This is a genomic window from Aquabacterium soli (genome assembly GCF_003933735.1).
GTDB lineage: Bacteria > Pseudomonadota > Gammaproteobacteria > Burkholderiales > Burkholderiaceae_C > Aquabacterium > Aquabacterium soli.
This window is the reverse complement of record NZ_RSED01000013.1, coordinates 1-21,343: the sequence shown is the minus strand read 5'-3', so window position 1 is coordinate 21,343 and position 21,343 is coordinate 1. Positions and strand designations below refer to the sequence as shown.

The window sequence follows — 21,343 nt, the reverse complement described above, 5'->3', positions numbered from 1 at the left end:
CTGCCCAGGGCCTGGCTCAGGGACGGCCGGCCTCGAGCGGCGGGTAGTCGCGCACGGCGCCTTGCGGCACCTTGGTGGCCTGCGTGTCCGCCTTGGCGGGCACCGGCAAGGCAGCGATCTGCTCGGCGGTCAGGTCCGGATCGGGCTTCTTGAGCTTCTGCTCGCGGGTGATGGCCGCCACGAACTCACGCTCGGACGGCAGGGTGTCGGCCTCGAAGCGTTCGACCACATCGTTCTTGAAGAAAATGCTGACGCGGCGCTGCTGGGGCTGGATGCCCTGACGTGCGATGGTGAACACGTAATCCCAGCGATCACCGTGGAAGATGTCGGCCAGCAGGGGTGTGCCCAGGATGTCGCGCACCTGGTTGCGGCCCAGGCCGGGCTGGATCTGCGCCATCACCTCTTGCGTGACCACGTTGCCTTGCACCACCTCCATGCGGTAGGGTTTGAGCAGGCCGAACAGGGTCTCGGGGCTGGACAATGCACCACTGGACAAGGAACTGCAGCCCGACAGGGCCAGCAGGGCCCCCGACACGGCGACCCCGGCCCAGGGCCGGCGGATAATAGAGCTCAACACAGGACGTCGTCCTTTCAGGCGGAAAATGGAGGGTTTGGGCGCAGCGCAAGGCGTGCGTTCGCTTGAACAGGCCAAGCCCGATATCATCTACCCATTCTAGCGGGGCCGCCCAGGCTTCGCCCCGATTTGCGAGAACCCGCCATGAACAACGCAGAAGAACTCAAGAACAGCGGCCTGAAGGCCACGCTGCCGCGCATCAAGATCCTGGAGGTGTTCCAGCAGGCCACGCAGCGCCACATGACGGCCGAAGACGTGTTCAAGGTGCTGCTCAATGAAGGCTCGGACATCGGGCTGGCCACGGTCTACCGTGTGCTGATGCAGTTCGAACAGGCCGGCATCCTCAGCCGCAACCACTTCGAGGCCGGCAAGGCCGTGTTCGAACTGAACGAAGGCAAGCACCACGACCACATGGTCTGCGTGGTGTGCGGCCGCGTGGAAGAGTTCTACGACGCCGAGATCGAGCGCCGCCAGCAGGCCATCGCCAAGGAGCGGGGCTACGCCCTGCAGGACCATGCGCTGGCGCTGTACGTGGTGTGCAACCGCCCTGAGTGCCAGAAGAGCCACCAGCATCACCGTTGATGCCAGACCGCTGATGGCGGTCGCCAGCTGAAAGAAAAAGGCCCCTCTGGAAGGGGCCTTGTCGTTCAATCCAGCGTGCCGCGCTCCATCGCCCGCTGATGGCGGTCGATGAATTCCTTGTAGGTGTCGATGCCGCGCAGTTGCAGCACCGTGTTGCGCACGGCGGCCTCTACCAGCACGGCCAGGTTGCGGCCTGCATCCACCGCGATCACCACCTTGCGGATCTGCACGCCCAGCACTTCTTCGTACAGAGGCTCGTAGGGCAGGCGCTCGAACTCGCGCTCCATGGTTTCCTTGCGGACCAGGTGCACCATCAGCTTGAGGCGCATCTTGCGGCGCACCGCGGTCTCGCCGAAGATGGACTTGATGTCCAGCAGGCCGATGCCGCGCACCTCGAGCAGGTTGGCCAGCAGTTCGGGGCAGCGGCCTTCGATGGCCGACCGCGACACGCGGTACAGGTCCACCGCGTCATCGGCCACCAGGCCGTGCCCGCGTGAGATCAGCTCCAGGCCCAGTTCGCTCTTGCCCAGACCGCTTTCGCCGGTCAGCAGCACGCCCAGCCCCAGGATGTCCATGAACACGCCGTGGCGCGTGATGCGCTCGGCGAAGTGCTGGGTGAGGTAGCTGCGCAGCACGTCGATGACGTGGCCGGCGGGCTCCTGCGTGACGAACAGCGGGATGCCGGCGCGGCCGCACATGGCCACCAGGCGGTCAGAAGGGTTCTGCCCGTCGGCCACCACCACCACGGGCGGCTCCAGCGTCACGATGCGCTGGATGCGGCGCTCCTGGTCTTCGGGCGTGGAGTTCTCGAAGTAGGCGTGCTCACGCCGTCCCACGATCTGCACGCGGTACGGATGGATGTAGTTGAGGTAACCGACGAGGTCGGCGGCCGACTGGGCCGTCTGCACGGCTTCTTCGTCGAAGCGGCGTTCGGGGTGGGCATGCCCGGCGATCCATTCCCAGCGCAAGGCGCCGCGGTTGGCTTCGAACAGGACTTCGGCGCTGATGATGGCGAGGTCTTGGGCGCTCACGTTGGCCTGGGGTGGGGTTGCGTCTGCGTGGACGTTGGCCTGGCGCCGCCGGGCTCAGGCCACGGACTTCAGGGGCTGCCAGCGCTCGATCAGATCGTGCACGGTCTTGGCTTCTGTCTCGGTCTTGAGTCGCTCGCGCAGATCGCGGTCAGAGAGCAGCTCGGCGATCTCCGACAGGATCTCGAGGTGGCGCTGGGTGGCGGCCTCGGGCACGAGCAGAAAAATCAGCAAATTGACGGGCTCGTCGTCGGGCGCGTCGAAAGGGATGGGCTGGCTCAGGCGGATGACGGCGGCCAGAGGGTTCTTGAGGCCCTTGATGCGGCCGTGCGGGATGGCCACGCCGTGGCCGAGACCGGTGGAACCCAGGCGCTCACGCGCGAACAGGTTGTCCGTGACGGTGGCGCGGGCGATGGCATGCTGGTTTTCGAACAGCAGGCCAGCGTGCTCGAAGACGCGCTTCTTGCTACTGGCGTCCACATCCACCAGCACTTGGCCGGAGGGCAGGATGGCGGAAAGTCTGTTCATCGTGTTTCAGCGGGGGCGACGGTAAGAACCTTGTCCCCCACTCCCGAGACGGCTGAGCGGCGGATTATAGGAAGCCAAAGGTCCGACCAACAGTACCGGGGCACCATTGGATTGAGGGATTCTGCACCCATTGCTGCACCGCAGCAAGTACAAGAAGTTCCATTGTGAGCAGAAATTCGCCTACCTCTGCAACGCAACAGCAGTATGACCGGATGACAAATGGGCCAGACATGAAAAACGGCCCCGAAGGGCCGTCAATAGCTTGGTGCCTCGCTGTGCGGGCGACCCACTACCAGGTCACACCAAGCAGTGCGTTGTTTGTGTGCGGCTTGAATGGCTCATTGGGTCACATCCCATGCTTCTGCCTCTCGCTTGAGTGAGGTGTGGTGATGATCCTGCACGCGATCCTTGTGGCGGCAGACCTGTCGATCCAGCTTGTCCATCAGTTGGTCGATGGCGGCATAAAGATCCTCGTGGGAGGTTTCAACGAAGATGTCCTTGCCCTTGACGTGAAGATTGACTTCAGCCTTCTGGCGGCGCTCCTTTTCCTTCTGCTTCTCAACCGTGAGTAGCACCGTCACGTCCACCACCTGGTCAAAATGTCGCGTGACGCGATCGAGCTTGGTGAGCACGTATTCGCGCAGCGCGGGAGTCACTTCCAGATGATGGCCACTGATCGTCAGATTCATACTGCCTCCTTTGGGAGCAGGGGTTGATACAGAGACCCGGCGACCGTCTGGCAGCTGTCAGAAAGCGCTTTCTGGCGCTGCTGAAAACCGTCAACCGGAAGGTCAGTGTGCCCCCGAATCAGGTGGGAGACAAGCCCATGCGGAGAGTGTTTGTATCGACCCGTTGACCCTTGTGAAGGAACGCCGAAATACAGTGTTTTGGCGTGTTTTCGCGGGGTTTCCCGATGAGGCCGGACAAGATGGGCCACGCGGCTTGTGCTAGAGCTTTCACGGCCGGGAATCCATGGTTACACCTTGCCACCATTCGTTCATCGCACGGTCTGGCACCACGCATAGAGGCTGTGCACGTTGTGTTCGAACACCTCCGCAGACGTGATCTGGATGGCGTCGAAAAGCTCCGACTTCGCATTGTCGGCCGAGCAGTGTGCCACCTGGGTGGCACGCCCCGATGCATCGGCCTCCATCACGATGCCCACATGGCCGTACTGCTTGCCGCTGCCTTTCCTTGGGTAGACCACCAGGGCGCCAGGACGCGCCTTGTCCAGCCGCTTGAAGCGATGGCCGGGCCCCATCGCATCGGCCCAGATGCTGTCCGTGAAGATCCAGCCGCCCGGGTCGGTGAAGGAGGCCGGCGTGGTGTGCCGTGCAAAGCCGAGCACCCAGCACACATAGCCCGAGCAGTCGCAGGCATCGAGCATCAGGTGCGGGTCGTGCACATCGATGCCCAGCTTCTGGGCCAGCGGCTCCAGCTCAGCACGCTGGCTCGCGGGCAGCGTGGGCCAGAGCTTGCCAGCAGGCAGCGGACTCGATGGCCTTGCCCGCTCGGGATCCTGGCCGCCCTGGCCCAGCCAGTACAGGGTGGAATGCCCGACGGCGGAACGTGCGCGGGCCAGGACATCGTCAACGGTGCTCATGGGATGTTTCCTTCGCGGATCGGGTGGCGGCGCGGCCAATATAGGGCGCGGGCCCGCGGGCTGCCATAGCGTGTTGGCGGGATGTGCGACGCACGCGTCTTCGTCCAGAATGTCCGCCATGCCGAATGAATCGCCCCTCCATCCTCAGGTCCGTGTGCTGGTCGTCGAGGATGAGCCCGAGTTCATGCACCGGTTTTCCCAGGCCATCCTGGATGATCGCCATCTGGCGCTGACCGCCGCGGTATCGACCGGCACCGCGGCCCTGGCCATGCTCTCGGCCGACACCCCGGACGTGATCCTGCTGGACCTGGGCCTGCCCGACATGCGCGGCACCGAGGTGATCAAACATGTGGCCCGCCACCAACCCGAGTGCGATGTGCTGGTGGTGACGATGTTCGGCGACGACCAGCATGTCTTCGAGGCGCTGGAGGCCGGGGCTACCGGTTACCTGCTGAAGGACTCTGGACTGGAGCGCATCGCCGCCAGCATCCACGACGTCCGCGCTGGCGGCTCACCGATCAGCCCCAGCATCGCGCGGCGCGTCCTGGCCCGCATGCGCCCGCCGACAGCGAAATCGCCAGAGCAGCCACCACCCGATCCCGTGCTGACCTCCCGCGAGATCGAGCTGCTCAAGCTGACGGCCAAGGGACTGAGCTTCGAGAAGATCGGCGAGCTGCTGGAGATTTCACCCCACACGGTGGTGGCGCACGTGAAGAAGATCTACCGCAAGCTCGCGGTGCATTCGAGGGGCGAAGCGGTGTACGAGGCGACCCAGATGGGACTGCTGTGAGCCGGCGGGCCCTGGCGGACCTGTGGCTGGGGCTGTTGCTGGCCTGCCTTGCCGCAGGCGGCCTGTGGCTGACGGTGTCGAGAGACACCTCGCCCGGCAAAGCGCTGACGATGAGCGAGGCCTTCTACCTGCCCTCCCCCCAGGCACGCCCTCCTGCAGACAGCGAGCCTTGGCAGGCCACGGCCCTGCCGGTGATGCGGCCGTCGGAGGCCTCACCGTCGCCCACCTGGTTCCGGATGTCCTTCGATCTGCAGCGTCAGCCGACGGCGTTCTGGGGCGTCCTGCTGCCCTACCTCTATGGCGGCGGACAGGTCTGGCTTGACGGTGTGCGCATCGCCGACATCCCGACCTCGACCGAGCGTGTACAAATCCGCTGGGAACGGCCTCATCTGGTGGTCGTGCCGGAACACCTGCTCGGGGTCGGGCGCCATGAGCTGTGGGTTCATGCCGCGCCGGTGGCCGGCGAAACGAGCCTGACCTTTCCCCGCCCGCTGGTGGGCCCGATGTCCGAGCTCGAGCCTGCGCACGACCGGCGGATGTTCTGGGTGAGCACGGTGCCGCAGCTGACGGTGGCCGCCTGCCTGGTGGTGTCGGCCTTCGTGCTGCTGATCTGGTCGCGTCTGCCGGAGCCCCTGTACGGGTGGTTCGGCCTGGCCGCCCTGCTGTGGGGCATCCGCACGCTGACCTTCGTGATGGAGGTGGTGCCGGCGGAGCGCTGGCCGCTGTGGCGACTGGTGTATCTGGCCGGCACGGGCGGCTTCATCGTGGTGATGGTCATCTTCGCGTCACACCTGGCGGGCCTGCGCCAGCGCTGGGTGGAGCGGGGCCTGCTGCTGTACTGGCTGGCCGGGCCCCTGTGGTTTGCCTGGCATGGCGTGGGCAGCGATGCCTTGGTCAACCGGTTGTGGACGGCCGGGCTCATCCCGATCGCCATCGCCACCGTGGTGGTGTCCTTCCTGGCCGCCTGGCGACAACGCACGGCGGCGTCGCTGCTGCTGCCGTGCGCGCTGGCACTGGCCACGCTGTCGGGTGTCAATGACTACCTCGTGGTGTGGAAACCGGCCCTGGTGGCCAGCGTGGCGCCGGCCTGGGCGAGCGAGCGCTATTTCCTGCTGCACCATGGGGCCAACGTCCTGCTGCTGTGCATGGGGATGCTGCTGACCGTGCGCTTCGTGCGGGCCGTGAAATCACTGCGTGAGCTCAATCAGACGCTGGAGCAACGGATCGCCGAGCGTGAGAAGAGCCTGGCCGACAACTACTTGCGCCTGGCCTACCTGGAGCGGCAGAACGCCGCGGCCGAGGAGCGCAAGCTGATCATGCGCGAGATCCACGATGGCGTGGGCTCCCGGCTCTTCACGTCGCTCTCCCGCGTGGAGCGGGGCGTGATGGACGCCCCCCAGATGGCCGATTCACTGCGCGCCTGCATCTCGGACATGCGTCTGGCACTGGATGCCCTGGCGCCCGACGACCCCGACCTGCTCAGCGCCTTCGGCGACTTCATGTTCCGCTGGCAGGCGGAGCTGGACGCGGTGGGTGTGCGCTGCACATGGGACATCGACGTCGCAGGCGATGACCTGCGCCTGCCGCCCCACGCGACCCTGCAGGTGCTGCGCATCGCGCAGGAGTCGCTCACCAACGTGGCCAAGCACGCGCGTGCCACGCACGTGGCGCTGCTCCTGCGGCACTGCGCGGGCGAGGTGACGCTCCGCATCGAGGATGACGGCCGGGGACTGGTCGGCGGCACAACCTCCGGAGGCCGCGGACTGAGCAACATGCGTGCACGCGCCGAGCAGGTGGGCGCAAGGCTTGAGGTGGGCCCTGGCGAAGCAGGCCGGGGGGTGCGCGTGCTGGTGACGCTGGCCTGCTGAGGCCTGTGCGCCTTGCGCCCGCCATACCGTGAAGGCGCGATGCGCGTGCCTGAAGGCGGGATTCCGATGGCATGCGCCAATTTTTAAAGTTCCTCTCGTGGGCAACACACACCACGTCTGCTTCGAAAGGAACTTTGATGAACGCCTCCAACACACTTGAAAATGGCAGCCTCAATGGCACAGCGCTGCCGCCGCCCCTGTCGCCCGACAGCTTCCCGGACGACCCGTCCACGGGCACGACGACCTCGAACGCGTCCTATGTCGACACCGACGCGAATGATGCCGGGGACGACATCGTGCTCAGCGCCAACGACCGCATCTCCCTGAACGTGACCCTCCACGCGCTCAAGACCGCGAGGACGAACCTCGCCTCGGCGGACATCCTCAAGGCCAAGGCCGCCCATTGGCAGATCCTGACCACCGTCAGCCACCTGACGGGCTTCCTGGATGCCAAGGGCCTGGCACGCAACGCGGTACCGAACCAGGGTTTCCAGGGCCTGTTCTATTCGCCCGAACCGCCGCGCCTGAACCTCTGGCTGGACAGCATTGAGGCGGCGCTGACGCAACTGCTGGCCGTGCCGCCGGAGACGCGCAGCTTCAAGAAGGCCGCCATCGGCGCCATCGGCAGGATCTTGTTCGCCCAAGGTGCCGCCGAAGTCGTCGGTAGCGCCTTCGAGTTGTTCAACCCGGCCACCCCCTGACAAGCGACGTTCCGCACACTCCTCCAATTCACAGCCCTTGCAAGGGCATCAAGGATGATCGACATGACCCGCAAGACCTTGCCTCCTTCCATCACCATGCCTACCACGCCCGGCTCGGGCTATGGCCCCCGCGACGGCATGATCACCCGCCCCTGGTGGTGGTTCGACGATGACTTCCTGGCCAGCATCGGCGCACTTGATGTGCGCGGCGTTGCGCCGTCCTCCGCCCTGTCCGAGCGGGACGAACAGACCTTCATCAGCGCCTTGACCATCCTGAGAGCTGCCCGGCGCAAGCTGCGCTCAGGCGTTCCCGCCCAGGTCCGCACCGGTGTCTTCGAGCTGGCCAGCATCGTGGCCTACCTCTCAGGCCTGTATGAAGGCAAGAACGGCCAGAGTGTCTCGGGCTACCTGTCCAACCTGGTGCTGTCGCAGGACGTCGAGGTCGATCTGGACCAGCAACTCGATGCGCTCGAAGCGGACCTCGTCAGCCTTACCGCCCCGACACGTGGCCCGGTGACGGCGGCCATCCGGCTGGCCAGGGGGTTGGGCTTGATGTACCTCGGGTACAAGTTGCAGGAGCACGCGGACCAGCAGCCGGACTGAGGAAGGAGCACGCCATGGCCAACTGGCCCCTCGCAATCATGGTGTACGGCGGTGGCGAGGCCATCGATGGTGCCAGCGCGCTGGCACCTTACATCCAGCGTCAGCTCGGCAGCCTGGCCAGGGTGTGCACCAACCGCTTCGTCGCCGCGACAGCCCAGCTCGATGCGAGCCGGGTGCCGACACGCCGCATGGTGCTCGACCCGGCCGGGCGGCAGCCGGTGCTGTCGCTGCCCAACGTGGATGTAGGTGATCCGGCAAGCCTGGGCGACTTCGTGGCCTGGAGCGGCGCCATCTGCCCTGCCGACCGCACCGTGCTGGTGCTGTCAGGGCATGGCGCCGCCTGGCAGGACAGCCAGGTCGATGCCCTGCTGGGCCTGGAGAGCGCCACGGCACGTCGGCGTGCGCGCCCGGCCCCACAGGGCACCCGCGCCATCCACCATCCGCGCAGCCTCTTCGGCAGTCGGGCCAGCGCCGCCCGGCGTGCCACGCGTGCCTTGTTGATCGACGGCGGAAGCCGGGACTACCTGTCGAACGCCGAACTGGGCGCGGTCTGCGAGAAGATAGCGACCCGCCGGGGCCGACCCATCGATGTGCTGGTCTTCGATGCCTGCCTGATGAGCGCCTGGGAGACCCTGCACGAACTGCGGGGCTCGGTGAGCACCGTGGTGGCGTCGATCGACGAGCTGTCGGCCGCCGGCATCGTGCTGGACGGGGCCGCGGCGGTCATCACCGCCCAGAAGGGCGCCATGGCCGCTGCGGACGTGGCCCGCACCGTGGCCGCTCGGTTCTCGCCACAGGCCAGCTTCGACAGTTGCGTGGCCATCGACCTGTCGGCTGCGGGCTGGGCCGATGCCGTGGCTCATTTCCGAACTGCCTGCGCGGGCCTGCTGTCGTGGACGAATGCGGATGCTGCAGGCCGTGCGCCCTTGCTCAAGCGCGCGTTGGCGGCCGCCTCCGGCTCGGTGGTGAAGTACCAGGACGGCGGTCTGGCCGATGTGCGCAGCCTGGCCACGGCCCTGGCCGGCTTGCCGGGATTGCCTCCGGCCACCATGACGGCCTTGCAGGAAAGCGCCAAGGCCCTTCAGCAGTGTGTGCTGGCCTTGTCGTCAGGAGAGGACTATCGACAGTCGATGGGCTTGTCCATCTTCTCGCCGAACTCTCGGGCAACTTACCTGGCCAACAGGGCGGAGTACGGGCGTCTGCAGTTTGCGCAGCAGACGCGCTGGCTGGCCGTGCTGGATGCGGCCTTCAAATGACGCACGAGTTCGCCTGATCACCTGCCCTGTGAGCGACCGGACCTTCAGCCGGCCCTCACGAGAGCGGCTCGATCCACACCATCGGCCCTGCGCAGCCATGCCCGGGCATGACGGTTGCCGGAGCATGGTGTCTGAAACGAACCAGGAGAACGACATGTCCAAACCGAATGTTGAGCGCATCGACGTGAACAGCGATCAAGCCCTGTCGACATGGGCTCGAAAATTCGACGCTTCCGCTGAACAAATCCGTGAAGCCGTGAAAGCGGTTGGAAACCACCCCGACGATGTGGAACTGCATCTCAAAGGCAGCCGCTCATCGAGTAACAGCGAACGGGTGGCCAAGCAGGCCGGCTGACCTGCGTGCGCCGACGGCTGCGCCCCTTGGCCATCCGGCGTTGCCAGACAGGTGCGCAACTGGGGTGCTGAGGCGTGGCCCCGGAATGAAAAACGGGCCCTGGAGGGCCCGTTTCTACTTGGCGGAGAGGGTGTCCGCCACATATAACTTTTTTGCCGTCAGGCCTCGTCGGACTGATGCGCCAAACCCCCTACTTTCCCCTATGTGGCCGCTGAATGGTTGTCAGCCGCCGTCCGGATCAGTAAGATCCGATCAGACGCCCAAAGGTGGGAACAAAAAAGGGAAAGCCGACATGCCGAAGAAAGCTAAGGAACTCAGCGCTCTGGAGGTCTCCAGAAAGAAGGCTGTTCCCGGCGTTCACTTCGTCGGCGGTGTCGCCGGACTGGCCCTCAACGTCACCACGGGCGGGGGCTGTAGCTGGATCTTGCGGTACCACGTAGATAAGAAGCGCCGCGAGATGGGCTTAGGGTCCTTCCCTGAGATCACCCTGGCCCGCGCCAGGGAGAAGGCACGGGAAGAGCGCGACAAGCTGGACCGGGGCCACGACCCCATTCAACTGCGCGAGGACGAGCGCCGCACGCACGCGGCTGCCCGCGCCGCCGTGATCACATTCGAGGGAGCGGCCAAGAAGCTTGTTGCGGCGCTGCGCCCAGGTTGGAAGAACGAGAAGCACGCCAAGCAATGGGAAGCGACCCTAGAGGCTTACGTCTACCCCAAGATCGGCGCAATGGACGTGCGGCACATTGCCCTGCCCCATGTTCTCGACGTGCTGCAGCCCATCTGGACAACCAAGACCGAGACAGCCACCCGGGTGCGCTCGCGCGTTGAGCAGGTTATAGATTGGTGCGCAGTCAGCGGCCACCGCCCCAAGGGCGAGAACCCGGCGCGGTGGCGCGGGAATCTGGACAAGTTGCTAGTGCGTCCTGAGAAGGTGAGCAAGACCGCCCACCATCAAGCCGTGCCCGTGTCAAAGGTTGGCGAGTTCCTGGCAGACCTGACCAAAGTCGAGGGCGTGGGCGCCAAGGCCTTGCACTTCGCCATCCTCACGGCCACCCGCTCGGGCGAAGTGCGCGGCGCGACCTGGCAGGAGTTCGACCTGGACAACGCCTTGTGGGTGATTCCTGGCGACCGCATGAAAACAGGGCGGGAGCATCGCGTCCCCCTATCACCTCCGGCGCTGGCGCTGGTGAAGTCCATGCCGGTGCTGGCCGATTCACCCTACGTGTTCGCGGCCCCACGCGGCGGGATGTTGTCCGACATGACGCTCAGTGCTGTGATGCGCCGCATGAAGGCCAAGGGCGTCCCCCACGGTTTCCGCTCCACCTTCCGGGACTGGTGTGCCGAACGCACGGCCTACCCGCGTGACGTGTGTGAAATGGCTTTGGCCCACACCATCAAGGACAAGACGGAAGCGGCCTACCGGCGCGGCGACCTGTTTGAGAAGCGCCGCCACCTCATGAACGACTGGGCAGAGTTTCTGTCCCGTGTCGAGACGCCAGCCAAGGTAATACCGATGAAGAAAGGAGCCGAGGCTTAAGGCAACCGCTGATCGGGCGGCACCTCGTCAACCATCCCCATGTGCTTAACCTCGCCCGGGATTGGCTCGGGCGGTTTTTCCGGCCGTGGCTTTCGTCCGAAGCTGCGGCCCGTCCAGCCTTCATACACGCCAGCGAGCGCAGCTATCGCCAATACGAAGACGATTTTGACCACCATGACATCCGGCACTTCGTGCCCAAACACCACCATGGAAGACCCCTAACTTATCCCTAGCCTGTGGGTTACAGGCAAATAGACGAGCCCGGCACCGTTGGAGCGGGAACCGGGCTCTGAGCAAAAACGCGCTTACAGGAGCACTCGCTATGCCTACAAATGATTTTATGGGCAATGGGCACACTCGTGCCAAAAATTCACCCACCCAAAGCGGGGAGCCCCCCCCTGACGCGGGGCCAGAAGCCAGCAACGCATCAGTTCTTGTTGAAAACACCACGCCGCTGGTAATCACCACAGGGGCTGGGCGTGTTTCCTTTTGGGAGATGCGCGGCAGTCGCGCCCAGCTTGAAGCAGAGGGCGTAGTCCCCGAGGGCGCCGAATGGCCAAGGGGAGGCGCACGCCTGTTCTGGCAAACCGGCGAGTTCAGGTATGTGTTGCGCCGCACCCGTCCAGAAGGTCTCAAGGGGCCGATGCGGCTTTGGACGAATGGTGACTTATGGGTACTGCGCTGCCATCTGGCCAACCCAGACCACGATGCTCGGGAGTTGGCGGAGAAGCGAAAAGCCCTCGCTGACGAACTTCACCGGCAATCGCACGATGGCTTCATTCAACTTCACTGCTTCGGTGTGCGCGTGCGTGAGGCGGCTGCGGACAGTGGCTTTCAAGCGTTCAAAGCCAGACTGCTGCCTGTTGCCGGAGGTGCAGCATGACTACCAAAACCATTCGCATCAAGGCGGCAAGACCCGCCACCCAACTTGCCCATGTGCCATCCGTCCGAGCGGCTGGCGATAAGGCCAATACCGAACCATATGCGCCATTCATCCGGCAAAGGCGCGACATTGTGTACTCCCACTGGCACCCGTTGCAGGTTGAGGTAGCGCAGCCCTCCGGCTTGGGACAAAGGGACGGCGAACGCTGGGCCGATGTCCTGCAATGGCAGGCGCTCCGCGCTGTCGGCGTCGAATATGCCGGGCACTTCATCCAAGAGCGCCGTACGGGTGAATATCGGCCGTGGCTCTGGCAAGTGGTGGAGTCGATGATTCAGGGCGGCAGCATCGGCCCGACCGAACGCGCCTTTCTCGGCGTGCTTGAAAGCCTCGCCATGGAGGCGGCCGAAGGCTTCGACCTCTGGCGCTTGATCGAGGAACGCCGACAGGCAGAGATAAGTTCCGCCCGCGACTGGCTCAACCAGCGCCAGCAAGGCTAAGGGGGCGCTATGCAAACGATCACAACGACCGTACAAGGCCAAATCGCAAGCCTGCTGCGGGACATGGCCCAAGACGCGCGTGCCATATCCACCCAGACCGACATGCTTCGGAACGAACTGCACAACCCGAGCCACATCGGGGCCGATCAGTGCGCCGCCTCTGTTGCCCATGTCGCGGGCACCCTTGCCCCGTCCATGCAAACCCGCTGCGATGAACTGATTGGGGTCCTTCACACCATGCCGACGATGCGTGACGCCTATTGGCGCGCAAACATGCTGCACGTCGCGGCCGGTGACATCGAGGCCGCCTGCGACGTGCTCGCTATTGTCGTGCGAAGCGAGAAGCGGCCAGGTCATCTACCGAACGACTACATAGAGTTTTGCCAGGAGGGCCTGTCCGCCAAGGTGGACGCCTTCATGCGTGAGCACGCAGCTACCCGCAAGGCCATTGCGACCGGGGCCAAGGTCGAAAGCGAGGTGCAGCAATGACCGCCGTTCTCAAATCCAACTTCAACCCCGTCACAGACAAAGCCGTGACCTTGAGCGCGCCCGTGGGAGATCTCCTCGCCGGGGATCTGCTCATCATGCGCGACAAGCCCGCCCATCCAGTGCCCCTCACGTTCCCCTACGTGCTAGCACAGGCGTCGAACACTGGGCCCGTGCTGCTGATGGTCTACGACCGTCAGCACATTGAGCGCGAAGGGCTCACGGTGGTTGCCTTCGCGGTGGGCCTGATGCGTTATGGGAAGCCAATGGGGACTATCGACTAGGGACAGACATGTCACGCAGTCGAAATCGCTTCAAGGGCTCGCGCGTGCAAGGCGGGTTCCTGGCGATGCCGCACTCAGTGCTGAACGCGGCGGCATTTGTCCGCCTGTCTGGATCGGCCGTCAAGCTGCTGATGGACTTAGGCGCGCAGTACCGGGGCGACAACAACGGGGATCTGTCCATCGCTTGGAAGCTGATGGAGCCGCGAGGATGGGCCAGTCAGACGACATTGCACAAGGCAAAGGACGAGCTACTGAAATCCGGCTTCTTGTTCGAGGCGCGCAAGGGCCAGCGTCCCAACAAGTGCAGCCTGTACGCCCTGACGTGGTTTGATTTGGATGTCAGCGACAAGCACGACGCAGGCGCAAAGGCATTCATGCGCAATGCTTTCAAGATGCATGAACCGCTGGCCCGGGTGGTGCCACGTCAAAACGCGGTCCTTACTCCAGAAACTGGAGTAGCAGCCGCATGATTGCTCCAGAAACTGGAGTAGGCGAGCCCCCTACTACTCCAGAATCTGGAGCAATGCGGGCACTTATCTACAGCCCCTCTACTCCAGAAACTGGAGTGCTATCTAGAGTAACCATATACCTGGAGCGACAGCGAAAGGGGCCGCTAGGGGTGGGTGGGGTCTGCCAGGTGGGGCAAATGGGGCGCAAAGTGCGGCGGGCCAAAAATTGCGTGGGCTCAAGCAAGCAAAAACGGCGGCGCCTAAGCCCATGGGTGCAGAGGCGCTGAGATAACGCAACCTAGCCCCATCCTGACCTGCTGGCACTGTCACCCTAAGGTCGGTCACATGTCGGTCACGCGTGACTCCGCGTCTGTCCCGCGTGACGGACGCGGACTTGTTTGGCCGATTCCTTGGCGATTGCAACGGCAGTCTCGAAATGGTCGGCGGGCATAACTCCCCATAGGCGTTTGCGCCAGTCGCAACCCCCCGACCGATGCCGGGCCATCAAAAAAATCGGGAGGGACCTATTGCAATTCGTTCACCTCAATATATTGTCATTGCGGTACCGCACACTGTCACCCAAGTTCTGATATGCAACTCGTTCGCTATGAGCAGGCCCGCCAAGCATTGGCTGAGTGCCACAAGGTCGATGAGGTCAAGGACATCCGCGACAAGGCCGAGGCCATGGCGGCTTATGCGCGCCAAGCCAAGGATCAGGATCTGATCCAGTACGCCACCGAGATCAAAGTCAGGGCCGAGCGTCGGTGTGGCGAGTTGCTGTCCACCACGGAAAAGAACAAGGGGGCCACAGTCCCCGGCACAAACCGTGGCACCACGCGGTCTGATGATTCGACCGCGTCGCCAACCTTGGCTGACATGGGCCTGACCAAAGACGAGTCCAGCCGCTACCAGCAACTGGCCGCGATGCCAACCGAGCATTTCGAAACGGCGGTAGCTACAGCCAAAGCCACTGCTGGCGAAGTCACAACAGCCTTCATGTTGCGCGAGGCCAAGAAGCAGAAGCCCGTGCCGCAGCCGGTGAAGGGCAAGAAGGCCGAGGCCATGCGACAGGAACTTAAGGAGGCGCAGCAGCGTGGCGTTTCTATGGCGTCCACATATGCCCGCCTGCTGCTTCAGACTGTCACGGTCCAGGATGTGTTTTCCGAGCAGGAAATTGAACTGTTCATGCAAGTGGAATCAGCTATTCGCCAACGAATTGCCGAAGTCACGCTTAGCAGCGCTTGATGGGGCCAAGCTGGCCACGCAATCAGGGGACCAGGCTTCGTTCCTCAATCCCCTAAGAATTGCTCGGGCACTGTTGCAATAAAAATTCGTCGATATATGTTGCCGACCTATCAGGCTAGCAGCGACCGCAAATCACTGTGAACGCCCGGTTCCCCCCGATTGGGCCCGCCTGACCTTCGCTTTTCATCGGGGTTGCACGAGGGGTGCAAGTGGGCGGGCATGAGCAGCAGAACAAAAGCGCGGATCTCGCGCCGGATTGGGCATTGTGGCTCGACCTCCTGGCCGTCAACGTCAGCCAGTGCGCCGCCCTCTCTCTAAACCTTGATCCCCTCAAGGCAGACCAAGCCCCCGGCCAAGCCCTACAGCAAGAGCTACAGCGCCGAAGGCTAGTAATCGGCAACCACGCCGACAACGGCGGCTTTCGCGTCACCGGTCGCGACTTCGATAGGCGCACACGCAAGCGCGAGCCACGCCTACCCCTTGCCGACTTCGTTTTGTGGGCTCTGGCGCGTTCCTGGCGTGTGCCTGCCCCATTGGCGCATCGGTTCGCGCCTCCATCGGCGCCATTGGTTCAGCAAAGGAGTGGTAATCCCATGACACCATTTGTTCTGCCACTGAGAGCGACACCTCTTTACTCCATTAGCGAGACAGCATGGGCGCTCACGGACTCAGACTATCCCGAGATGCCAGAGCCGACCGGGAAAGCAGGCCAGGTCATCGCGCGGCTGCCTGTCTTCAAGCGCGATGCCAGCTACCCGGGCCTGTTCTGGCGGCGCCCCAAGCCCGGCCACGCATGGCACAGCCTGGAAGATGCAAAGGATTGGGATGAGCAACAGATAACCGATGAGGTGGAAATTTTGGGCCTCGGTGGCTACCCAGAGCAGGCGCGCACCGGGTACCCCGCGTACACGCCAAGCACGATGGTTGACGGTGCGGAGGTCTTCAAGGGGTGCATTCAGTGGGCAGATACAGAATGGACCGACTGGAGCCAACTTAGGTTGCTTAGAAGCATCACTTTCGTCGAATGGGCAAGAAGGCTTCGGGCCGCTGCAGAAGCGGGCGGATTGGCCGCCTTCGACCTCAGGGGATCGCGATGGAGATCGCCGCGCGTTACGGACGAAACCATGATCTACCTGGACCACCTGCGTGAATGGATGGGTCAGGAAGAGCCGTTGCGGCCGGTGGTCGTGGAAGTTCTCTACTCGGAGGTGTCCGCCGCCGCTTCCACCGAGCCAATCAAAACACAGAACGCCGCACCAGTCGGGGCCGGGGATGAGTTAATGACCGGTGGCATGGTGGAGTGGAAATCGTTCTTGATTGAACGCCGCGACAAAGTCGTGCAAATGGCCAGGCAGAAGGGCCAAGGCATTACGACTGTGATCCGCTTCCTTAAAGCAAATGGGGCGGCGCATGGCATTGAGCCAAGTGACAAACAAGGCTACGAGATACGTTACCGAGATAGGTACGGCGGCCATCAATACGTCAAGAGAAAGACAATTTCCAACTTCATCTCTGATTTCATCTCTGATCCAAAGATGCAGAAAAGCCACGCATAGCGTGCGCGCCCTTCTTCCCATCCTGGTTCCCGACTTCCCGCCCTGGTTCCCGACCACTCACAAAGCATAGGCAGCGATTCATTAACTACATATCGTCAGCCCCAACCGGTTAACACCGACGGGGCCTGACGAGGTGACCCGTCGATCCACCCGAAAAGGAATCGACGAAATGAACCACTGTATTGAAGCTGCCCAAACGCCCACGAAGCAACAGCGGGCGCAGCAGCGCGCCGAGCGCACTCGCCAAACCCTCTACGACTTCGACAAGCTGCCCGACTGCGCTCGCGTCCCCGAGGCAGTCGTCTGCGCCCTCTACGACATCAGCCGCGATACCGCATGGGTTCGCGTCAAGGCTGGCCTGATCCCCGCGCCCATTAAGCAGGGCAACACCACGCGCTGGGTGGTGGGCGATCTGCGCGCCGCCCTGGCTCGCTAATGAAAGGCGTGGACATGGAGCAGCACACCAAACACCGCCCGCCCGTGAATGTCGGCCGTAGCACTGCCACATGGGCGCAACTGATCCGCACTGCTGACGCTCTGCGCACAGGAGCAAAACATACCTACGAATTGCGCCGACGCGGCATCAGCCACCCAGCAGGCCGTGTGCGTGAGCTGAACGGCTTGGGCTTCATCATCACCAGAACGTTGATTACGACAGTGGACGCCGATGGCTTCACGCATAACGGCGTAGCGCTGTACAGCTTGATCCACGAACCCGAGGGGGTGCTCAATGCGCAGTAACACGCACAGCAACCCGCAAAGCAAAAACCCACCGGCTGGGGAACCGGTGGGTTTTGCGGGGGTACATGAAAAGCAGCACAGCCAGTTTACGGGAACGGACGTTTCGACTCAAGAGTTTTCGACACACAAGCACGACGACGAGCGCGATCCCGTGAATGCATTGGAGGCGGCATGTAGGCGCATCGGTGGCCGACTGTTCGCGCTGTGTGACGGCTCATTCCTTGTGTCCCACGGCGCGGCCGGGTTGTCGTTGGCCTGTCCCGACAGGCGCGCTGTCTCTGCGCTGCTGCGCGCTTTGGGGGGCTAATCCATGTCTCAGAACCGACAGCCCCCCTGCTATCAAGAATATGCCAGCGACATGCTTGCGTCGCGCCAGTACCGCGTCATGACGCTGGCCGAACGCGGGCTCCTGTTCTCGATGAGGCTGGAATGCTGGGTCAACCGCTGCTTGCCAGCAGATCCCCACCTTCTGGCCCGTGTGCTGGGCTATGACGCCGGTGAAGTCGTCGCGGCCCTGCCCAACGTTATGGCTTTCTTCCGCTCAGATGGCCGCGAGATCACATCGCCCGAGTTGGATGCTTACCGCGAACACCTTGCGGCGATTCGTGAAAGGCAGTCCCAGGGCGGCAAGCAAGGGGCCGCAAAAACCAACAGCCGTCGCCCTCCTTCTGCCAACTCTGAGCCTTCGGGTGGCTCGTCGGGTGACTCGCCGGGTAACCCGCAAGTCGCCTGCGGGTCCGGAGTTGAGTTGAGCAGAGCGGAGTCGAGTAGAGCCAAGTTGAGCAGAACCCCTGTCTTGACGGTGAAGCCTTTAGATGACCCATGGGTCGATTCCTACAACGCAGCAAGTCAAGGACAGTAATGAAGGACAACATCATGAAATGCACCAAGCAAACTTTCCCGGCACTCAACATCAGCCTGTTGGAAAACGGGTTGGTCCGGTTTGAGGACGAGTCCTTCTCGGAGGGCTGCATTGTCGATGCTCACCCAGCGCAGATTCAGGTGGCGGCGGCCATGATGGGCGTTCCCGTGCCTGATCGCCTGCGCGCCACCCTGGCGAAGATCCTGGCGCGCATTGAAGTTCTGTGTGAGCGTTCGCGTGATCTGGAAAGGATGTTGGCCGACGCCTTGACCGCTGGTCAGCATGTGGGCGTCGAACTCAACTCAGCGGAGCACATCGCCGAGCGCCTTGCCGATCTGGCTCAAGACTTGGGCGATATCGCGGAGACACCCGAACCTGGCGCACCGCTGGCAACTGGAGGGCCGGGCGGGCAACTGTCGCTAGTTCAAGCCTGAGCAGACGACACCCGGACTAACTGAACCCACGGGCAACCCACTGGGAACCCGTGGGTTTCCAACACCGAAAGCACATCGCACCATGACCGCCGATATTGAACAGCGCTCCGCAATCGCTCAATCAGTGCTTGAGCAAAGCAAGCCCGCCGAGCCCGGCGACATCGCGCATAAGCTGATGCAGGACGCGCGCGCACGCATCATCCCACCGCAGACCGTGCGCACGCATGACGCGCTACCCTACGTCGTCGGCGGGGAGTGCTTCGGCGCCTTCCCGGCCCTCGTGATGGCGCTGCATGACGGGCGCGGCCAAGTGGTAGGCCTTGAAGCCGTTTATATCGCTCCTGACGCGGGCCTTATTGAGCCTGTGCAGACGATGCTGATTCACGAATCACCCGGGGCTCACTTCCGCATTGATTGCCCCATGGGCCCAAGCATCGGGGTTGCGCTGGCGCTGGATAACGCCATTGCGGCCCGGCATCTCCTTGACTTGCCCGTGAGCCTGTGCGCCGTCACCACCGCCAGCGACCTGGCCGCATTTGACTGGCCCGACATCGCGCAAGAGCTGGCGATATTCGCCACCGACGCCACGGCCACAGAAGCCGAACACCTGGCGGACAGGGCCCGCGCTGCAGGGCTTGCCGCTGAGGTGTTCTACCCGCCCACGCCAGGCGCCTCATGGCATCAAGAAATGTTGCTTTCTGGCGCTGTCCCCGCCGATGACGTAGCGGCCAGGGAAGCCGATGAACATTGATGAAAGTCCATGGCCTGGTTGATAAAAAATGCCCCCGACTCACCCGCAATACTGTATATTTATACAGGCATCAGAAGCGTTTCTCGAAGGCTAAATATGGCTGGTTTACTTGATACCTCGGATCAGAATCAGGGCGGGCTGCTTGGGCAGTTCTCTAACCTGGCATCGAGTCCGCTCGGACAAGGATTGCTGAGTGCGGCGTTCGCTGGTCTTGCGAGTGCTGGCCGCCCAGGCATTGGCCGATGGAACGCACTTGGCACTGCTGGGTTGGGTGGCCTTCAGGGCTACGCCAGCGCCGTCGAGAACCAGCGCCAAGCCGCCTTTGATGAACAGCGCAAGAACCTGATGGGTGCCCAGCTCACGGGGATCAACACTCAAAACGAGAACCAGCAGTTCGATCTGAGCCAGCGGCGCAGGCGCCAGGCGTACTGGGAGAACATGACCGGACAGCAAGGCGGGGGGCAGCCTCAACCGCCGATGCCAAGCGGTGGCCCTGTCGGTAACTCCACGGGCGACGGCCCCATCCCGGGCGGCACCCAAGCCTCAGGCGGCGTTGGTGGCGCTCCCACTCAATCGCCGCCTACGTCACCCCTGAACGCGCTAGATCTCCTGCGCAATGGCTTCTCTATCGATGAAGCGCGCTCGGTTGCCGATATGAACACCTGGAATCTGCCCAAGGCTACACGCTGGGAGCGGGTGCCAACAGCAGATGGCAAGGGGCTGGAGCTTATTGGCCTGGATGACTTCGGCCGCCGCGTAAACACGGGGGTTCGCCCATTCGTTGAGCCAACTTGGCAAGATTCTGGCGGCAGCGTCAATGCCATCGATCCCGTGACGCTAGAGGTCCGCAAGCGCATTGCTAAGACCATGACGCCCGATGGCATCGCAGCAGACCGGCGCGCTCGCGAGGCGCAGCAGTGGCAGCGCGATAACGGAAGCACCCAGATCATCCAGACCGATCAAGGCCCCGTTGTCGTGAACACGCGCAGCGGTCAGGCAACGCCAGTCACCGGCCCGACTGGACAGACCTACGGTCGGCCGCTGAACCCGATCCCTTCGCAGGCCAGCACAGCCATCATTACCAACCAGCAGAACCTGGCGAAGATCAATGACGCCTTGAATCTGATCGAAGGTAAGGACGTCGGCGAACTGAAGGGGGATAAGCAAGCCACTGGCTGGAAAGGCTACTGGCCTCAATCGGTCCTGAACCGCAACGACCCTGAGGGCGTCGATACGCGCGCCATGATTGCTGATATCGGTAGTCTAGTTATCCACGACCGAAGCGGTGCAGCGGTGACCGCTGCGGAAAGCCCCCGCTTGATGCCGTTCATTCCTTTGATTACGGATGACCGGGAAACGGCCGTGAAGAAGCTGCAGCGCTTCAAGCAACTGTACGAGAGTGAACAACAAGGACTGCGTGACGTCTACAGCTCTGCCAATGGCTACAGGCAACCGAGCTTCGCAGAGAGGCCGCAAGACGACAAGCGCAAGCCGCTGTCAGCATTCGATCAACCCAGCGGCACACCGGCCGCTGGCGGCCAACGTCGCCCACTCTCTAGCTTTGAAGGAAACTGACGATGCCTTTTGATGTTGAAGGCGCGCGCCGCGAAGGCTACACAGACGCGCAGATCGTTGATCACCTCGCAAAGCAGACCGGCTTCGATCTGACAGGCGCCAGGCAGGCTGGATATGCTGATGCGGCCATCGTGCAGCACCTGACCACCCGTGCG

General features: G+C 63.2%; 27 protein-coding genes. 21 read left to right on the top strand and 6 right to left on the bottom strand.

Going from position 1 to position 21,343, the window contains the following annotated elements; translation table 11 throughout:
• Positions 1 to 16: 16 nt before the first annotated feature.
• Positions 17 to 577, bottom strand: a complete 561-nt coding sequence (locus tag EIP75_RS16200; RefSeq protein WP_233584911.1) for an outer membrane protein assembly factor BamE — start codon at positions 575 to 577, stop codon at positions 17 to 19.
• A 141-nt stretch (positions 578 to 718) separates the two neighbouring features.
• On the opposite strand from EIP75_RS16200, the gene fur reads away from it, so the two are divergent.
• Positions 719 to 1,156: a ferric iron uptake transcriptional regulator gene (fur, locus tag EIP75_RS16195; protein WP_125244321.1), complete on the top strand. Its 438-nt coding sequence runs from the start codon at positions 719 to 721 to the stop codon at positions 1,154 to 1,156.
• A 65-nt stretch (positions 1,157 to 1,221) separates the two neighbouring features.
• Here the strand turns inward: fur and hprK are convergent, their stop codons facing one another.
• The 4 genes from hprK to EIP75_RS16175 all read right to left on the bottom strand — a co-directional run bounded on the left by hprK (position 1,222) and on the right by EIP75_RS16175 (position 4,315).
• Positions 1,222 to 2,166, bottom strand: a complete 945-nt coding sequence (hprK, locus tag EIP75_RS16190) for an HPr(Ser) kinase/phosphatase (protein WP_125244410.1) — start codon at positions 2,164 to 2,166, stop codon at positions 1,222 to 1,224.
• 75 nt (positions 2,167 to 2,241) lie between these two features.
• Positions 2,242 to 2,712 (bottom strand): PTS IIA-like nitrogen regulatory protein PtsN, encoded by a 471-nt coding sequence (gene ptsN / locus EIP75_RS16185; protein ID WP_125244320.1) that lies wholly within the window; start codon positions 2,710 to 2,712, stop codon positions 2,242 to 2,244.
• 338 nt (positions 2,713 to 3,050) lie between these two features.
• The gene (hpf, locus tag EIP75_RS16180) at positions 3,051 to 3,401 is read right to left on the bottom strand and encodes a ribosome hibernation-promoting factor, HPF/YfiA family (protein WP_125244319.1); all 351 of its coding nucleotides are present in this window, start codon (positions 3,399 to 3,401) and stop codon (positions 3,051 to 3,053) included.
• A gap of 308 nt (positions 3,402 to 3,709) precedes the next feature.
• Positions 3,710 to 4,315, bottom strand: coding sequence for a CHAP domain-containing protein (locus tag EIP75_RS16175; RefSeq protein ID WP_158622876.1), 606 nt, complete (start codon positions 4,313 to 4,315; stop codon positions 3,710 to 3,712).
• A 118-nt stretch (positions 4,316 to 4,433) separates the two neighbouring features.
• Between EIP75_RS16175 and EIP75_RS16170 the strand changes: the two genes are divergently transcribed.
• From EIP75_RS16170 to EIP75_RS16140, 7 genes are all read left to right on the top strand, one after another.
• Positions 4,434 to 5,105 carry a response regulator gene (locus tag EIP75_RS16170; RefSeq protein ID WP_125244317.1) on the top strand — a complete coding sequence of 224 codons (672 nt, stop codon included), beginning with the start codon at positions 4,434 to 4,436 and terminating at the stop codon, positions 5,103 to 5,105.
• Positions 5,102 to 6,973 carry a sensor histidine kinase gene (locus EIP75_RS16165; RefSeq protein WP_125244316.1) on the top strand — a complete coding sequence of 624 codons (1,872 nt, stop codon included), beginning with the start codon at positions 5,102 to 5,104 and terminating at the stop codon, positions 6,971 to 6,973. Before EIP75_RS16170 ends, EIP75_RS16165 begins: the two co-directional genes overlap by 4 nt.
• Positions 6,974 to 7,110: 137 nt before the next feature.
• Positions 7,111 to 7,674, top strand: a complete 564-nt coding sequence (locus tag EIP75_RS16160) for a hypothetical protein (RefSeq protein WP_125244315.1) — start codon at positions 7,111 to 7,113, stop codon at positions 7,672 to 7,674.
• 63 nt (positions 7,675 to 7,737) lie between these two features.
• Positions 7,738 to 8,277, top strand: coding sequence for a hypothetical protein (locus tag EIP75_RS16155; protein WP_125244314.1), 540 nt, complete (start codon positions 7,738 to 7,740; stop codon positions 8,275 to 8,277).
• A 14-nt stretch (positions 8,278 to 8,291) separates the two neighbouring features.
• A complete protein-coding gene (locus EIP75_RS16150; RefSeq protein ID WP_125244313.1) occupies positions 8,292 to 9,533 on the top strand; it encodes a clostripain-related cysteine peptidase in 1,242 nt (413 codons plus the stop codon).
• A gap of 154 nt (positions 9,534 to 9,687) precedes the next feature.
• Positions 9,688 to 9,888, top strand: a complete 201-nt coding sequence (locus tag EIP75_RS16145; protein ID WP_125244312.1) for a DUF3606 domain-containing protein — start codon at positions 9,688 to 9,690, stop codon at positions 9,886 to 9,888.
• A 202-nt stretch (positions 9,889 to 10,090) separates the two neighbouring features.
• Positions 10,091 to 11,425, top strand: coding sequence for a tyrosine-type recombinase/integrase (locus EIP75_RS16140; protein WP_338014934.1), 1,335 nt, complete (start codon positions 10,091 to 10,093; stop codon positions 11,423 to 11,425).
• On the opposite strand, the gene EIP75_RS16135 is transcribed toward EIP75_RS16140, so the two are convergent.
• Positions 11,422 to 11,634: a hypothetical protein gene (locus EIP75_RS16135; protein ID WP_125244311.1), complete on the bottom strand. Its 213-nt coding sequence runs from the start codon at positions 11,632 to 11,634 to the stop codon at positions 11,422 to 11,424. The two genes, EIP75_RS16140 and EIP75_RS16135, sit on opposite strands and share 4 nt — an antisense overlap.
• A gap of 113 nt (positions 11,635 to 11,747) precedes the next feature.
• Here EIP75_RS16135 and EIP75_RS16130 point away from each other — a divergent pair, with 113 nt between their 5' ends.
• The 13 genes from EIP75_RS16130 to EIP75_RS16070 all read left to right on the top strand — a co-directional run bounded on the left by EIP75_RS16130 (position 11,748) and on the right by EIP75_RS16070 (position 21,188).
• Positions 11,748 to 12,308 carry a hypothetical protein gene (locus EIP75_RS16130; protein ID WP_125244310.1) on the top strand — a complete coding sequence of 187 codons (561 nt, stop codon included), beginning with the start codon at positions 11,748 to 11,750 and terminating at the stop codon, positions 12,306 to 12,308.
• Entirely contained in the window at positions 12,305 to 12,805 is a 501-nt protein-coding gene (locus tag EIP75_RS16125; protein WP_125244309.1) for a hypothetical protein, read from the top strand. The genes EIP75_RS16130 and EIP75_RS16125 overlap by 4 nt, the downstream gene beginning before the upstream one ends.
• Positions 12,806 to 12,814: 9 nt before the next feature.
• Entirely contained in the window at positions 12,815 to 13,294 is a 480-nt protein-coding gene (locus EIP75_RS16120) for a hypothetical protein (protein WP_125244308.1), read from the top strand.
• The gene (locus EIP75_RS16115; protein WP_125244307.1) at positions 13,291 to 13,575 is read left to right on the top strand and encodes a hypothetical protein; all 285 of its coding nucleotides are present in this window, start codon (positions 13,291 to 13,293) and stop codon (positions 13,573 to 13,575) included. Before EIP75_RS16120 ends, EIP75_RS16115 begins: the two co-directional genes overlap by 4 nt.
• An 8-nt stretch (positions 13,576 to 13,583) precedes the next feature.
• On the top strand, positions 13,584 to 14,045 hold the full coding sequence (locus EIP75_RS16110; RefSeq protein ID WP_125244306.1) for a hypothetical protein: 462 nt from the start codon (positions 13,584 to 13,586) through the stop codon (positions 14,043 to 14,045).
• Between the two features lie 570 nt (positions 14,046 to 14,615).
• On the top strand, positions 14,616 to 15,269 hold the full coding sequence (locus EIP75_RS16105) for a hypothetical protein (RefSeq protein ID WP_125244305.1): 654 nt from the start codon (positions 14,616 to 14,618) through the stop codon (positions 15,267 to 15,269).
• Positions 15,270 to 15,862: 593 nt separating this feature from the next.
• Entirely contained in the window at positions 15,863 to 16,825 is a 963-nt protein-coding gene (locus tag EIP75_RS16100) for a hypothetical protein (protein ID WP_125244304.1), read from the top strand.
• Positions 16,826 to 16,994: 169 nt separating this feature from the next.
• Positions 16,995 to 17,261: a helix-turn-helix transcriptional regulator gene (locus EIP75_RS24610; protein WP_233584909.1), complete on the top strand. Its 267-nt coding sequence runs from the start codon at positions 16,995 to 16,997 to the stop codon at positions 17,259 to 17,261.
• A gap of 14 nt (positions 17,262 to 17,275) precedes the next feature.
• Complete coding sequence (locus EIP75_RS16090) at positions 17,276 to 17,566, top strand: helix-turn-helix domain-containing protein (RefSeq protein WP_158622875.1); 291 nt, start codon at positions 17,276 to 17,278, stop codon at positions 17,564 to 17,566.
• A gap of 358 nt (positions 17,567 to 17,924) precedes the next feature.
• Positions 17,925 to 18,428 (top strand): hypothetical protein, encoded by a 504-nt coding sequence (locus tag EIP75_RS16085; RefSeq protein ID WP_125244302.1) that lies wholly within the window; start codon positions 17,925 to 17,927, stop codon positions 18,426 to 18,428.
• The gene (locus EIP75_RS16080) at positions 18,428 to 18,862 is read left to right on the top strand and encodes a hypothetical protein (RefSeq protein ID WP_125244301.1); all 435 of its coding nucleotides are present in this window, start codon (positions 18,428 to 18,430) and stop codon (positions 18,860 to 18,862) included. The genes EIP75_RS16085 and EIP75_RS16080 overlap by 1 nt, the downstream gene beginning before the upstream one ends.
• 82 nt (positions 18,863 to 18,944) lie before the next feature.
• Positions 18,945 to 19,613: a DUF7146 domain-containing protein gene (locus EIP75_RS16075; RefSeq protein WP_125244300.1), complete on the top strand. Its 669-nt coding sequence runs from the start codon at positions 18,945 to 18,947 to the stop codon at positions 19,611 to 19,613.
• A 9-nt stretch (positions 19,614 to 19,622) separates the two neighbouring features.
• Positions 19,623 to 21,188: a hypothetical protein gene (locus EIP75_RS16070; RefSeq protein WP_125244299.1), complete on the top strand. Its 1,566-nt coding sequence runs from the start codon at positions 19,623 to 19,625 to the stop codon at positions 21,186 to 21,188.
• The last annotated feature ends 155 nt before the right edge of the window (positions 21,189 to 21,343 follow it).